Source organism: Kroppenstedtia sanguinis, from assembly GCF_050433445.1.
Classification (GTDB): Bacteria; Bacillota; Bacilli; order Thermoactinomycetales; family DSM-45169; genus Kroppenstedtia; species Kroppenstedtia sanguinis.
In genome coordinates this window covers 97,055-110,826 of the sequence record NZ_JBNPXF010000002.1, presented here as the reverse complement: position 1 = coordinate 110,826, position 13,772 = coordinate 97,055, and the positions used below count along the sequence as shown (strand labels likewise).

Genomic DNA, 13,772 nt, shown 5'->3' with positions numbered 1-13,772 from the left:
CATGGCTACCATGACCCTAATCAATGCGATTAACCATGCGATGCGAGTGGAGATGGAGCGGGATAAGAACGTAGTGGTGATGGGAGAAGACGTGGGGGTTAACGGTGGGGTTTTCCGTGCCACCGCCGACCTGTATCAGACCTTCGGTGAAAAACGATCCTTCGATACTCCGCTGGCGGAGTCAGCGATCATCGGAACAGCGATCGGCCTGGCTTCCCAAGGTTTCCGCCCGGTGCCGGAAATTCAGTTTGCCGGCTTTGTCTATGAATGTATGGATCAGATTTCCACCCAGGCGGCCCGTCTCCGGATGCGTTCCGGCGGTCGGTTCAATGTACCGATCACGATTCGCGTTCCCTACGGCGGCGGGGTGAAGACACCGGAAATGCACTCAGACAGCCTGGAAGCTCTCTTCCTGCACAGCCCAGGTGTCAAAGTGGTGATGCCCAGCAACCCTTATGATGCAAAAGGGCTACTCATCTCCGCCATCCGCGATGATGATCCGGTGATCTTCTATGAGCCGATGAAGCTGTACCGTTCCGTCAAAGCAGAAGTGCCGGAGGAAGACTACACTGTGCCCCTGGGTAAGGCCCACGTGGTGAAAGAAGGTACGGATGTTACTCTGATCGCTTACGGTGCCATGGTGCCTCTGTGCGAAAAAGCAGCGGCGCAGGCGGAGAAAGAACGGGGAATCCAGGTGGAAGTGATCGACCTGCGGACGATCTCTCCTTTCGATTTGGATACCATCATCTCATCCGTGGAAAAGACCCATCGTGCCGTCGTTGTACACGAAGCAGCCCAAACCGGCGGAGTTGGAGCTGAACTGTCCGCACGGATCCATGAAGAGGCGATCCTCTCTCTGGAAGCTCCGGTGGTGCGGGTGACCGGGTTTGACACCCCCTATCCGTTGACCGCGATCGAGGACGAATGGTTGCCCACTGTAGACCGGGTTTGCGCCGGCATCTATAAAACGCTGGACTTCTGATTCAGAAAGGAGGTTTCAAGATTGGCCTACGAATTTAAACTGCCTGATGTGGGTGAAGGAATCCACGAAGGCGAGATCGTCAAATTTCATGTACAAGAAGGGGACACCGTCAAGGAAGACGATGTTCTGGCCGAAGTGCAGACGGATAAAGCAGTGGTGGAAATTCCTGTGCCTTTGGACGGGACTGTCCTCAAGCTGAACGCCAAGGAAGGGGAAGTTCTGGAGGTCGGCTCTGTCCTAGCTGTCTTTGACACCGGGGATGAAGAGGCCCCTGAACAGCCAGAAAGCCAAGAGGAAGAAAAAGCGGCTCCTCCGGTAGAAAAGGAAACTGCGGCAGCAACACCTGCTCCTTCCGGGAAGGGCAAGTCCGGCAAGCAAGTGCTGGCTATGCCTTCCGTCCGCAAGAAGGCTCGGGAATTGGGGATCGACATCACCCAGGTGGAAGGGACAGGCAAAAACGGCCGGGTTACCTTTGCCGATCTGGAAACCTTCCAAAGCGGTGGAGCCGAGCCCGCGGAAGAAACAAGCGCCGTCACCGAAAGCCAAGGGGAACCGACCGAGGCGAAAAAACCAGCTCCGCTTTCCCGTGAGGAAGATGAAGAGCGGATCCCACTTCGGGGGATGCGTCGCACCATCGCTAAGCGTATGGCTCAGAGCGTGTATACGGCTCCCCATGTTACGGTAATGGATGAAGTGGACGCCTCTGAACTGATCGAACTTCGCAAATGGGCCAAACCGATGGCTGAGCAGCGGGAGATCAAACTCACCTATCTGCCTTTCATCATCAAAGCTCTGACTGCAGCATTGCAGGAGTTCCCCTATCTGAATGCCTCTCTTGACGAGGAAAATGAACAGATTATCATTAAGAAGCATTACCATATGGGGATCGCTACCGCCACTGAAGACGGCTTGGTGGTTCCGGTCATTCGGGATGTGGACCGGAAGTCCATCTTCCAGCTGGCCAAGGAGATCAAGGATGTGACCACACGCACCCGTGATCGCAAAGCCGGCGTGGAGGAACTGAAGGGCAGCACCTTCAGCATCACCAATATTGGATCCTTCGGCGGTCAATTCTTCACCCCGATCATCAATTATCCGGAAGTCGCGATCTTCGGTATGGGCAAGATGGCAGATCGTCCGGTAGCAGTAGATGGTGAAGTCGTGGTTCGTCCGATCATGAACGTCTCTCTGTCCATCGATCACCGGCTGATCGACGGCGATGTGGCGGCTCGATTCCTGAATCGTGTCAAAGAGTTGCTGGAAAGCCCGAAACTCTTGATGATGGAGATGAATTAACCATGGTAGTTGGAGATTTTGCGACGGAAGTCGATGTTCTGGTCGTCGGTGGGGGCCCTGGTGGATACGTAGCCGCCATCCGGGCCGCCCAGCTGGGCAAAAAAGTGGTCCTCGTGGATAAGGACGAACTGGGTGGGGTTTGCCTCAATCGCGGCTGTATCCCTTCCAAGGCAATCATTCACGCCGCGGATGAAGCCCATAAGATGAAGAATTCGCAACATATGGGGATCGAAGTAGACGGAGTGAAGATCAACTTCGCTGATATGATCAAGTGGAAAGACAGCGTGGTGAAAAAACTGACTGGCGGCGTCGGTTCTCTGTTGAAAGGGAACAAGGTGGAAGTGATCCAAGGGGAAGTCTATTTCTCCGGCGAGGATACGGTGAAAGTCGCCACCGAGAGCAACAGCACCACCTATCAGTTCAACCACTGCATCATCGCCACGGGTTCCCGTCCCTTTGAGATTCCTTCTCTGAAGTTTGACGGGAAAAAGATCATCTCTTCCACCGAGGCGCTGTCTCTTGATGAAATCCCAGAGAAGATGGTTATTGTCGGTGGGGGTTACATCGGTCTGGAACTGGGGACCGCTTACAGCAAGCTGGGCACCCAAGTGACCGTGCTGGAAGGGATGGACTCCATCCTTCCCGGAGTGGATCCCTCCATGGTTCGTATGGTGAACCGCAATCTGAAAAAATTGGGTGTGGAAGTGGTTACCGGCGCCATGGTTCAATCCGCCGACAAATCTGGTAAGGATGTCACCGTTACCGCTGAGGTGAAAGGCGAAGAGAAAACCTTCTCTGCGGATAAAGTGTTGGTGGCGGTTGGCCGCAAGCCCAACACCGATGAGATCGGCCTGGATCTGGCGGGCATCGAAACCGATGACAAAGGGATCATCCCGGTAGACCGGCAGATGCGTACTAAAAACAGCAAGATCTTTGCCATCGGTGATGTGGCTGGGCAACCGATGTTGGCTCACAAGGCCAGCTATGAAGGAAAGGTGGCTGCGGAAGCCATCGCCGGCCAAACTAGTGAAGTGGATTACCGGGCGATGCCCTATGTCATCTTCACGGATCCGGAATTGGCTTATACCGGCTTGACCGAAAAAGAGGCAAAGGAACAGGGCTATGATGTCAAAGTCAGCCGCTTCTCCTTTGCTGCCAACGGTCGCGCTCTCTCCTTGGACGCTGCCGAAGGTTTCTTCCAAATCGTTGCTGACAAGGAGACGAGTCAGGTCCTGGGTGCCCAAATCGTGGGACCGGAAGCATCCAGCCTGATTTCCGAGGTGGTCTTGGCGATGGAGATGGGCGCCAACACCGAAGATATCGCTCTGACGATCCATGCCCACCCCACCTTGCCAGAAACCTTCATGGAAGCTGCCGAAGGCATCATGGGCAATGCCATTCACATGGTGAATAAGTAAACGAATCCAGAGTTCCCGGAGGATATCCTCCGGGAACTTTTTTTAAGAACTTTTTTTAAAAGGGATTATAGACCGACAATTCGTTAAATTATCCCATGCTTGGTTATAATATTCAAAAATTTTTTAGTATAACTAAGGAGTGGTTAAACGGTCGCAAAAGAAGCCCAGAATCCATATGAAAAAAGTATTTGCCGCCTTGATGACGCTATTATTTGTTTTCATTCTTTTTTTGTCTGCTTATGTGGTTGAACAGTATCAATTTAATCAACTTTTATATGAGGGACGTACTGGGGTGATGTTGGATTTTGGGGAGTTTCAACGAAAAGAAAACCCCAACAAATTTATCGAGGAAGTGGCAAATGATTACGGAGTGGACATTGCAAAGTATTCGTACAAGGATTCCACGCACATCCAGGTATTTACCACCGATCCGAGGTTGGATGGCCGAATTCATTTGAGCGAAGGAACCTGGCCCGCTGCCGGTTCAGGTGAGTTTATCTCTACCCAGATGACGGACACCCCCGCCCAAGTGGGCAGGTTTACATCCGGGGAATCCCAAATCAAGATCAATCTGTTTTTGCTGGATCATCAAAACCAAGCATCTACCAATGGCATTTATTACTTGGATACACAAGATCACGATAAGATCCAAAAAATATTGGATCGCTTTGCTGAAGAACAGGTGACCACTGAGTTGATGGGTGATGTAACGTCTCAATCATGGATGGCACCAGAAACGCTGATCATGACTTCAGCCGTTGTAGGGATGACGATGCTTGCTTTGTTTATCAGCATGCTCGGTGCGATGACCTTTGATCTTGTTCATCGCAAGCGTGACATCCTGGTCATGAAACTGAACGGATCTACCTGGGGAGCGGCCGTATTGGCGCAATGGCGCAAATGGGTGCCTGCTTTAGTGACAGCGGTGCTGGTTTCTTATTTCTCCTTTTTTGGCTACAGGATGTTTAAAGGATCCTTGTTCAACGGTGTTGAAACAACAGTCTTATTTTTGGTGATTATCAGTCTGTCTGTCTTGATTTTGGCCGGTTATAGTGCACTTTGGGTTCGATTCATGTACGCCAACCGAAAAGAATATGAGGGGTTGAAAGGGAAAAAGCCCTATAAACTGTTGATGGGTGCCAGCCTTATCTTATATATTCTCTTTCTCGCTTTTTCTGTGGGTGCGCTTTCCTTTTTACAAGAGACAAATGAAGAACTGGCCCGTTTTGAAAAGAACCTGTCGGTGTGGGAGAAAACAGAGAATCTTTATCAGACGGTGACTACATATATCGGCCAAAATCAGGCGAGTGCGCACGTAGAAGATAAACAAAACCAGGCTGTTAAAAAAGCATACCAAGTTTTGAATAAGCAAGCGGACGGTTTCCTCATGGACCCGTCTAATTATGACGAAGTTAATGAAGGGGTGTATACATATGATCTGAATACAGAAGGGGAAGATGTCCGGACGAACCCTCTGGGGAAAACGATTACGATCAATCTGAATTACTTGTCGTATAACCCCATTGAGAGCGAGCAGGGCTCGATTCGTGAGCAATGGATCGATGACGAAAACGTATTAAATCTATTGGTGCCGGTTTCGCTACGGGAAAAAGAATCCGAGATCAAAGACAATTTTATTTCCCATTTTTATTTTCAGAAGGTGGAAGTTGAAAACATTTATCGTGAAGGAAAAGGCAAACCTTTGAACCAGATGACGAAAGAGGATCTCGATGTCCATATTATTTACGTGAAAGACCATGAAGGTGTACGCTTTGAGCGGGGGTGAGCAGCAACGCGTGGCCTTTGCACGGATGATTGCCAAAGACAGCCGCTATATTTTTGCCGATGAGCCCACGGGAAATCTGGACCGAAAAAATGGGGATCATATTTTCTCATTGCTGGAGGAGTTGCATACCCAAGGGAAAACGGTGTTGCTGGTAACCCATGATATGGAATTGGCCCGCCGGGCGCCGGAGCGGTTGGCGTTGTAGCTTTGCCCCCCTCCCCTTGGAACCGGTAACGAAAGAATGGTAGAATAATCGCAAATCCCATTGGGGGTGAAGGGGAGAGGACGGAGTGGAGACTGCGATTGAAATTGAGGTGCGCCCGACGGAGATTGACGTCATGGGCCATGTGAACAATGCCAAATATCTGGAGTATATGGAGTGGGGACGGGAAGACTGGTATAACCAAGCGGAACTTCCCTTTGACCAGTTTACGGAGATGAACATCGGCACTGTGACTGTCAATATCAACATCAACTATCGCAAAGAAGCCTTGTTGGGCCAACACCTGACCATCAAAACCCGGCCTCTGAAAGTGGGTCGCACCAGCTATGTGCTGGAGCATATCATGGAGAACGAACAGAGGGAGCGGGTGGCCGATGCGGAAGTGGTCAGTGTCACCATCGATTTGAAGACCCGGAAGAGCGTGCCGGTTCCGGAGGAGCTGGCTCGGTATTTTTCGCTGTGAAAAAACCGCCCTGTTGGCGGTTTTTCCGTACTCAACTGTTTTTTCTCAGGTCGCCGAGCTCTTCCAGAATGCCTTCCAGCTCCAGCATGGTGAAGTGGCCTTTCTTTTTCTCCGTCATCTCAAATAAGTCCCGGATGTCATCATAAACTTCCAGGCTGTAATCTTCCGGACGGACCACGGAGGCGTTGACCAGGTTCAGGTGATTCTTGATCGACTCGATCATCCAGTTCAGATTTTCCCGCGTCGCTTCATCCAGATTCATCCCATCGCTCCTCTCTCTTCAGCATGGTTCCCATTCTAAAGGATTGAGCGGGAAAATTCACCTGCCACCGGATGTGTAGATTCGCTGTGTTTTAGAGAAAAACAGGGAGGGATCCGGTTGCATTCCGTCGGTGATCGTCGTTATTCACCGCTCTTTGTCCAGTTTATTTACCATTTCAATGAGGACCGCGATTACTATGAATGTCATGAAGTTCTGGAAGAGCTATGGATGGAGGAAGGCAGGGATTTGCTCTACCAGGGACTGCTTCAGGCAGCAGTCGCCCTGTACCATCATCGCAACGGCAATAGGCGAGGAGCTCGCAAATTGTTCCGGGGGGCCCTGGAGAAATTGAAGTTTCAACCGGCAGATGCCTTGGGGATTGACTTGGCGGCGTTCCGTCGGGATGTACAAGCACGTCTGGATGTTTTGGATGTAGCAGAGGAAGCCCCCTTTACGGAAGGGGAGCTGGAGATCCGCGTGTTGGACCCCCTCTTACAGGAGTGGGTGCAGTCCATGGGAGAGGGAAGGTCTGATGGATCCAAGGGAAAAATCGGGAAGAAAGGAGAGTGAACTCAGATGGAACCTAGGGGATGGGTGGATACCCATCTGCACGGGGACCGGATTTCCCCGGAAGAATGGCCGGGCCTTCTCAACCGTGCACACCAAGCGGGAGTGATCCGGGGCGTAGCCGTGGGAAGTGATGGGAAATCAGGAGAGAAGCTGTTGCGGTTACAACAGGCCTATCCGAATTTTATTGCAGTCGCTTTCGGTTATCACCCAGAGCAATCGGTGGACTGGGAACAAGTGGAGATCGTTCTCCGCCAAATCCGGGAGCATCGTGATTCACTTTGTGGAGTGGGGGAGGTGGGCCTTCCCTGGTACACTCTGTCTCCGCGGGAAAGGGAAAAGGCGCCGGATCCGGAGCATTTCAGCGTGCTGGAGCGCTTTTTGCAAACTGCGGTGGAGTTAGATTTACCTGTTCTTCTTCATGCGGTGCATGACCGAGCGGAGACGGTCTTTCGCATGTTGCAGACGCACCATGTGAGGAAGGCCGTATTCCATTGGCTGAAAGCGCCTGCAGTAGTGGTGGATGCCATCGTCGGGGCGGGTTACTATGTGTCGGTCACACCTGAGGTGTGCTACCGGCAACGGGATCGAGAGCTGGTACAGCGCATCCCGACATCGTCCCTATTGCTGGAGACCGATGCTCCTTGGAGATACAGTGGCCCCTTCCGGGGCCGACCCGCCGAGCCAGCCTGGGTGGGCCGGACAGCGGAGGCGGTTTCCCAAGTCCAGGGGATCTCCCTCCCGCAATTAGTCCGTCAGACCACAGCCAACGCCTGTCGATTGTTCGGGTGGAGTCTGGATCAGGGATCTGTGGGGATGAAAACTTCCCCATCGAAATGAATTCTGTAGGTGATCAGGCGTGTCGATTAGCCATATTTTGGGTGGGTAGATCGTGTTCACCCATGCGACCGTTGCCATCCAGCAAGGAAGTAATGACTGGCCGCTCCAAATCTGACCGTCGGGGCAGGGGCAAAGCCTTTCGGAAGTATTTCAAGGAAGAATGTTGCCCCTAAACGCCCCTCCCTTCAGATTCTCCGCTGGATAGGATGGCTACCTTTATTCCAGGGCTTCAGCCCATCGAGATTGTAGTGCCTGTGGTGCTACCTTTATTCCAGGGCTTCAGCCCATTGAGATTGTAGTGCCTGTGGTGCTTCCTTTATTCCAGGGCTTCAGCCCATTGAGATTGTAGTGCCTGTGGTGCTTCCTTCATCTAGAGCTTCAGCTCCTTTGGATTGAAGTGCCCATGGCGCATCCCTAATTTCAAATTGTAGTGCCCATGGCGCATCCCTAATTTCAAATTGTAGTACCATGGCGCAATCTTGATTTCAGATTGTAGTGCCTGTGGTACAAAGGTCACTTTGGTAGTACATGACTCCCTCCGCCGCCCATTTTTTGGTTAATCAACAGCCCTGTGTGGAGTTGTCAACTCCTCAGTGTAACAAATAACTTTTAACGAGTGCCAAGCATTCCCGGGTCTTCTGATAAGGGATCGTGAGGGAGCGGGGGGCCACAGGGGCGGGAGTCACCGTGACACCGGCCCGACGGGCACAGCGGATCGCCCGGTACATATGGAAATCATGGGTCACCAGATAGACATCCCAGATGCCGTGGCTGGAGAGTGCTTCCTTGGAATAGGCCAGGTTTTCCGCAGTGTTCGTCGAACGATCCTCCAAGATCAGGTCCGATTCCTGGACGCCCTGTTGTACCAGATATTCCTTCATCACACGAGCTTCGGGGGTGGCCCCCTGGGGCGAACCGCCGGACAAGATCAAAAGGGGGGCCAAGCCCTGTCGATACAGCTCCAGGGCTTGATCCAATCTTTCCTTCAATGCAGGACTGGGCTGGCGATTCTTTAAGGAAGCTCCCAGTACGATCGCCCCTTGTCTAGGGATGGGTTGAAACTTTTTTCCATCGAAGGAAGAGACCCGAGTCCACAAAAAACAACCGCAGGACCCGGCGATTGCTAAACCAATTGCGATGATCCAGAGGCTCACCGTTTCCGCTTCTCCCTTCAGCTGGGGTTGGGTTTTGGCAAACAGCAGTCTGGGTGGGAGGGAGGATCAGGGTGGTAGATGGAGAAGCGGCCGGTTTGCCGGCTCCAATCGATCTCAACCCCGTTTAGCCATGTTTCTTCCGACTCAGAACAGGTAAATGGAACCCCTTCCACCCAGATGAGGAGATCGTCAGATCTCACTTCAGTCAGCTCCAAAGCGAAGGAAGGGGTTCCGCACCCGCAAGTGAGTGGTACCAAACGGACGGCCAGTTGCTCATCCTCCTCTTCCCAATGGAGAAGAATTTTCAAGCGGGCGGCGGCCAAGGGACTGATCTGGATGTTCACAGAGAATTCTCCTTTTACATTCATATGGTGGAACAGGCTTACTATATCCCAGGGCTGTTGAATAACCAGTAAATGGGTGGAGGGAACTAAATCGATCTTTCGCTCTTCCCCATTGTCCCGTCGTGAAATATTGCTTGAGGGGACGGGGATGGTGGGACGGCTCCGATCTCTTGCAAAGAACGCATAGCGAGACCCGGGAGCGGAAAGCGACCCTGGCGAGACTTGTGCCCTATGGGTGAAAAGGCGAATCAAAGTCCCACCATCCCGACATTATTTCCTGTCTAAAATATGGCTAATCAACACGCCTGACTATATCCAATGATACCATTCTGCAAAAGAGGTGAGGTTGGCTGATTATGAACCTTAAAGGAACAGAATTAGGCGTGGGGATCAGCCGGATTTTAGGTGGGTGAGACATGGCTAATCAACCGCACTGTCGGAATCGAAGTTCCAACTACATTTCAGTTCAGCAACAGGCTAAGTGTTGAGGGTAAACATGGGCTAAGGCAAATCACTGGAGGAGGGGGATGTCCGGTTTCTGTAGAATGATTTTGGGAGGGGACAGGATCGTATGGATCATGTGAAAAGGATCTTAAAGGACTACTATGACCTAAACATTACCGATGTATTACCTCAACAAGGGGGGTGGGCATCCCTCGCTTATAAAGTGTCAAACAAGCAGCAAAGTTATTTCCTCAAAGTATATGAAAAAAGCAGAGCCTCTACATCGAAGCTGATGGCACGTATGGATCAAACTATTCCTATCATGGTGTGGCTGATGAAAAACAGTGGTTTGAAAGGAAAGATTTCCGTTCCTCTTTCGACATGTCTTGGGGAATATCAATGTGAAGACGAGTCTGGCGTCTATTTACTTTATGATTATATCGAGGGAGAGACGATTGGAGATCAAGCATGTACCGATAGTCAAGTGCACCAGCTTGCAAAGATCATCGCAGAACTTCATTCATATGGTGAAGAGATTCCCATCGAGACGAATGCGATAAAAGAAGATTTTGAAGTCCCATATTTACGTCTGTTGAGGGGAGTACTGCGAAATGGAAGAGAGGATTTGCCATCCGATGTATGGAAGTGGGTCGACTCCTCTAGATCCCAACTAAACCATTTGCTACAAAGGGTCGCAGGACTTTCGCAGAACTTGAAAAGGTATGATTTGAGAATGGCTTTGTGCCATACCGATCTACATCATTGGAATTTGATGCAGTCTGGAAGCCAGCTCATATTGATTGATTGGGAAGGATTGAAATTAGCTCCTGTGGAAGCCGATTTGATGTTACTAGCTGATGAACCTTACTTTAATGAATTTTGGCGGTGCTATCAGGAAAAACACCCAAACTCTTCAATCGATCTCGATCTCCTATCCTTTTATCAAGGAAGAAGACGTTTGGAAGATATTTGGGAATTTATTGAGCAACTTTTATTTGATGAACAAGATGAGCAAGAAAGAGCTATAACTATTAACCATCTACGAGAAGAGTTGAATGGATTAAATGATTAAAAGTTCAATTACCGGAATGCAGGCGTGTTGATTAGCCATATATTAGGTGGAAATCAGGTGGGGATAGTGGGAGGGTGAAGAGCCTTTGCACCCATAGGGCACAAGTCTCGCCAGGGTCGCTTTCCGCTCCCGGGTCTCGCTATGTGTCCTTTGTAAGAGATCGTAGCCGTCCCACCATCCCCGTCCCCTCAAGCAATATTTCACGACGGGACAATGGGAAGAACGAAAGGATCGTTCTGTTCCCATCATTCACTTATGGTTCATCAACAGCCCTGACCGGAATGAATTGAGGAGGGGTATCTGTGACTGAGCGGTTTCGTGCATTGGTTGTGGATCAATCTGACGCATCCTTTTCCGTGGAAATTCAAGAGATGACCCTGGATGAGCTGAATCCGGGGGAAGTGACCCTTCGTGTCGCTTGGTCCGGAGTCAACTACAAGGACGGCCTGGCAGGGATTCCCGACGGGCGCATCTTAGAAACCTATCCCCTGATTCCGGGAATCGATCTAGCTGGCACCGTCATCCACTCCCGTGATTCCCGATTCAAGGAAGGGGAGGAAGTGATCGTCGCCAGCGCCGAGCTGGGTGTCTCTCACAACGGCGGCTTCAGCGAAATCGCCCGCGTACCAGGGGATTGGGTCATCCCTCTCCCAGAGGGGCTCACCTTGAAGGAAGCGATGGTATTTGGTACCGCTGGTTTTACTGCTGCAATGTCGATTCAGCGTTTGGAAGAGAGCGGTCTGAAACCGGAGAAGGGCCCGGTGCTGGTCACCGGGGCCACAGGCGGAGTGGGCAGCACGGCAGTAGCTATGCTGGCCCAACGAGGCTACACTGTGGCTACCGGAACCGGAAAAGCGGATGCCCATGATTATCTCCGCCGACTGGGAGCCAGCGAGATTTTGCCCCGGGAGGAACTGACCAATCCTAAACAGCGCCCCCTGCTTAAAAGTCGCTGGGCAGGAGCAGTGGACCCTGTTGGAGGGGAGACCCTTTCCTATCTTCTCAGCACGATGAAGTTCGGTGGTGCTGTCGCCCTCAGTGGATTGGCAGGAGGAGGGAAGTTTACCTCGACGGTGTATCCATTCATCCTAAGGGGAGTCCAGCTTCTCGGCATCGACTCCGCCCATATATCCAATGAATACCGGCGCAAAGTCTGGCATCGGTTAGCCACCGACCTGAAACCGGAAGGGCTCTTGGATCTGATCGGAGCAGAGGTGATCTCCCTGGAGGAATTGCCCGCAGCGATGTCCACCATCCTTCAGGGTGGGGTTCGTGGACGGAAACTGGTGAAAATCTCCTGAGTGTAGGCGTGTTGATTAGCCCTATTTTAGGTAGGAAATCAGGTCGGGATGGTGGGAGGGTGAAGAGACTTTGCACTCTTTGCAAGAGATCGTAGCCATCCCCATCCCCGTCCCCTCAAGCGATATTTTGTGATGGGGGGCAATGGGAAGAGGGAAAGGATCGTTTCGTTCCCATCATCCACTTTATGATTCATCAACAGCCCTAACCTGAGTGTTGTATTCTCCTTGACCTCCTCATCCTGGGGAGGTTTTTCACTTTGATTTTAGATGTGGTAATATAAAACCTGACCTTGTGAGAATGGAAGATTCAGAGAAAAATTCAGGAGGGAGAAGCGTGGTAGTTTACAAATGGAGCTGGGCAGGTCTGTGCCTGCTGATGGCCCTGTCCATGGCGGGTTGTTCCACAGAAGGGGAGACCCCCCGTAAAGAGGAGAAATCCGCGAAGGAGGTCCAGATGGAGGAAGACCCCCAAGCGCACAAAATCAAAAGTGACACCGTTTCAAAGACATGGAAAATGTCAAACGGGAAAGTGATGGCCCATGGGGCCGCTGAGATCAAAAACACAGGGAAAAAGCCAGTACAGCTGGATTCCGCCCGGTTAAGATTCTTGGGTAAAGATGATCGCCAGTTGGTTGAAAAAGAAGTTCTGACCATTGTACCCAAAGTGATTCAGCCGGGAGAGTCCGCCTATGTAGGTGCAACCGTTCATCTTCGCCGGGCCAAATCCACCGGGGAGTTAAAAGAGATCGCTTTGGACGCAGATTACCTCCCAAGCTACATATCTCCGGTCAAAATGGAAACCGAATCCATTTCCCGGGAGAAAAGGGATGAGAAGTTCACCACGGTGACGGGAACCGTGAAAAATCCCAATGATCAACAAGTGGAGAGCATCTTGGTCACCGCAGCTCTCAAAAACAAACAAGGGAATTTGATCGCGGTGATCACCGATTATTTGGACCCTGGAATTCCCGCTGGCGGTCAGGCTCGATTCCGAGCCTATGATGATAAACTTCCGGCCACAGTGACCCAACCGGCGACGGATCTGGAAGTGAGTGCTTACCCTGTATTTGAAGGGAAACAAAAATAGTTTGAGATCTCAACCCGACGGGATCGGCTCCAACGATGGATGGGTCAGACACTCTCTCATCGGTTTCGGAGGAGCGTCGCTCAGGTTGACAAGTACTTCCTTGGAAGGATATACTTTTCGGTAAGTGCAAAATATTGGTTTTCTCAGACGTATAGGTGGCAGAGTTCAGGATCCGGTACAACCTTGTAAAAAGGGAAGAGATCGCTGTGGCATGGCCTCCGGATTCTATGTGGAGTGAAAAAGCGAAGCGCATATGACGCTTCGCTTTTCTTTCCCTAAAGTCAGGCGTGTTGATTCGCCCTATTTTGGGTGGGAGATCGTGTTCACCCACGCGACCGTTGCCATCCGGCAAGGAAGTGAAAACTGGCCGCTCCAAATCTGACCATCGGGCAGGGGCAAAGCCTTACGGAAGTAACACAGGGAAGAGGTTGCCCCTAAACGCCCTCTCGTAAGACTTCTCCGCTGGGTAGGATGGCAACCTTGCTATCGAGATTGTAGTGCCTGTGGCACATCCTTAACTTCAAATTGTAGTG

14 protein-coding genes are annotated in these 13,772 nt (G+C 51.3%); 11 read left to right on the top strand and 3 right to left on the bottom strand.

What is annotated here, in order from left to right:
* The first annotated feature begins 1 nt into the window (after window position 1).
* The 6 genes from JOD24_RS02195 (at window position 2) to JOD24_RS02170 (ending at window position 6,168) form a co-directional block, all read left to right on the top strand.
* Window positions 2-982, top strand: a complete 981-nt coding sequence (locus JOD24_RS02195) for an alpha-ketoacid dehydrogenase subunit beta (RefSeq protein WP_380166283.1) — start codon at window positions 2-4, stop codon at window positions 980-982.
* Window positions 983-1,003: 21 nt separating this feature from the next.
* Complete coding sequence (locus tag JOD24_RS02190; RefSeq protein WP_380166285.1) at window positions 1,004-2,278, top strand: dihydrolipoamide acetyltransferase family protein; 1,275 nt, start codon at window positions 1,004-1,006, stop codon at window positions 2,276-2,278.
* A 2-nt stretch (window positions 2,279-2,280) separates the two neighbouring features.
* Window positions 2,281-3,696 carry a dihydrolipoyl dehydrogenase gene (gene lpdA / locus JOD24_RS02185; RefSeq protein ID WP_380166287.1) on the top strand — a complete coding sequence of 472 codons (1,416 nt, stop codon included), beginning with the start codon at window positions 2,281-2,283 and terminating at the stop codon, window positions 3,694-3,696.
* Between the two features lie 175 nt (window positions 3,697-3,871).
* Window positions 3,872-5,482 carry a hypothetical protein gene (locus tag JOD24_RS02180; RefSeq protein ID WP_429246248.1) on the top strand — a complete coding sequence of 537 codons (1,611 nt, stop codon included), beginning with the start codon at window positions 3,872-3,874 and terminating at the stop codon, window positions 5,480-5,482.
* A complete protein-coding gene (locus tag JOD24_RS02175; protein ID WP_380166291.1) occupies window positions 5,469-5,687 on the top strand; it encodes an ATP-binding cassette domain-containing protein in 219 nt (72 codons plus the stop codon). Before JOD24_RS02180 ends, JOD24_RS02175 begins: the two co-directional genes overlap by 14 nt.
* An 85-nt stretch (window positions 5,688-5,772) precedes the next feature.
* Window positions 5,773-6,168 (top strand): acyl-CoA thioesterase, encoded by a 396-nt coding sequence (locus JOD24_RS02170; RefSeq protein ID WP_429246247.1) that lies wholly within the window; start codon window positions 5,773-5,775, stop codon window positions 6,166-6,168.
* A 31-nt stretch (window positions 6,169-6,199) separates the two neighbouring features.
* Here the strand turns inward: JOD24_RS02170 and JOD24_RS02165 are convergent, their stop codons facing one another.
* Window positions 6,200-6,430, bottom strand: coding sequence for a DUF1128 family protein (locus tag JOD24_RS02165; protein ID WP_429246246.1), 231 nt, complete (start codon window positions 6,428-6,430; stop codon window positions 6,200-6,202).
* A gap of 117 nt (window positions 6,431-6,547) precedes the next feature.
* On the opposite strand from JOD24_RS02165, the gene JOD24_RS02160 reads away from it, so the two are divergent.
* Window positions 6,548-7,000, top strand: a complete 453-nt coding sequence (locus JOD24_RS02160) for a DUF309 domain-containing protein (RefSeq protein ID WP_380166297.1) — start codon at window positions 6,548-6,550, stop codon at window positions 6,998-7,000.
* A 6-nt stretch (window positions 7,001-7,006) separates the two neighbouring features.
* Entirely contained in the window at window positions 7,007-7,837 is an 831-nt protein-coding gene (locus JOD24_RS02155) for a TatD family hydrolase (protein ID WP_380166299.1), read from the top strand.
* Window positions 7,838-8,427: 590 nt separating this feature from the next.
* Here JOD24_RS02155 and JOD24_RS02150 read toward each other — a convergent pair.
* Both JOD24_RS02150 and JOD24_RS02145 read right to left on the bottom strand, forming a co-directional pair.
* Window positions 8,428-8,991 (bottom strand): YdcF family protein, encoded by a 564-nt coding sequence (locus JOD24_RS02150; RefSeq protein WP_380166303.1) that lies wholly within the window; start codon window positions 8,989-8,991, stop codon window positions 8,428-8,430.
* Window positions 8,992-9,008: 17 nt separating this feature from the next.
* Window positions 9,009-9,335, bottom strand: a complete 327-nt coding sequence (locus JOD24_RS02145) for an iron-sulfur cluster biosynthesis family protein (RefSeq protein WP_429246245.1) — start codon at window positions 9,333-9,335, stop codon at window positions 9,009-9,011.
* Window positions 9,336-9,906: 571 nt separating this feature from the next.
* Between JOD24_RS02145 and JOD24_RS02140 the strand changes: the two genes are divergently transcribed.
* The 3 genes from JOD24_RS02140 to JOD24_RS02130 all read left to right on the top strand — a co-directional run bounded on the left by JOD24_RS02140 (window position 9,907) and on the right by JOD24_RS02130 (window position 13,239).
* Window positions 9,907-10,851: an aminoglycoside phosphotransferase family protein gene (locus JOD24_RS02140; RefSeq protein WP_380166307.1), complete on the top strand. Its 945-nt coding sequence runs from the start codon at window positions 9,907-9,909 to the stop codon at window positions 10,849-10,851.
* 302 nt (window positions 10,852-11,153) lie between these two features.
* Window positions 11,154-12,152 carry an acrylyl-CoA reductase family protein gene (locus JOD24_RS02135; RefSeq protein ID WP_429246244.1) on the top strand — a complete coding sequence of 333 codons (999 nt, stop codon included), beginning with the start codon at window positions 11,154-11,156 and terminating at the stop codon, window positions 12,150-12,152.
* Between the two features lie 334 nt (window positions 12,153-12,486).
* Entirely contained in the window at window positions 12,487-13,239 is a 753-nt protein-coding gene (locus JOD24_RS02130; protein ID WP_429246243.1) for an FxLYD domain-containing protein, read from the top strand.
* The last annotated feature ends 533 nt before the right edge of the window (window positions 13,240-13,772 follow it).

Bases quoted from the DNA above. Each gene is read 5' to 3' on its own strand.
- JOD24_RS02165 (WP_429246246.1), bottom strand. From the start codon at position 6,430: ATGAATCTGGATGAAGCGACGCGGGAAAATCTGAACTGGATGATCGAG.
- JOD24_RS02140 (WP_380166307.1), top strand. From the start codon at position 9,907: ATGGATCATGTGAAAAGGATCTTAAAGGACTACTATGACCTAAACATT.
- JOD24_RS02155 (WP_380166299.1), top strand. From the start codon at position 7,007: ATGGAACCTAGGGGATGGGTGGATACCCATCTGCACGGGGACCGGATT.
- JOD24_RS02195 (WP_380166283.1), top strand. From the start codon at position 2: ATGGCTACCATGACCCTAATCAATGCGATTAACCATGCGATGCGAGTG.
- lpdA (WP_380166287.1), top strand. From the start codon at position 2,281: ATGGTAGTTGGAGATTTTGCGACGGAAGTCGATGTTCTGGTCGTCGGT.
- JOD24_RS02180 (WP_429246248.1), top strand. From the start codon at position 3,872: ATGAAAAAAGTATTTGCCGCCTTGATGACGCTATTATTTGTTTTCATT.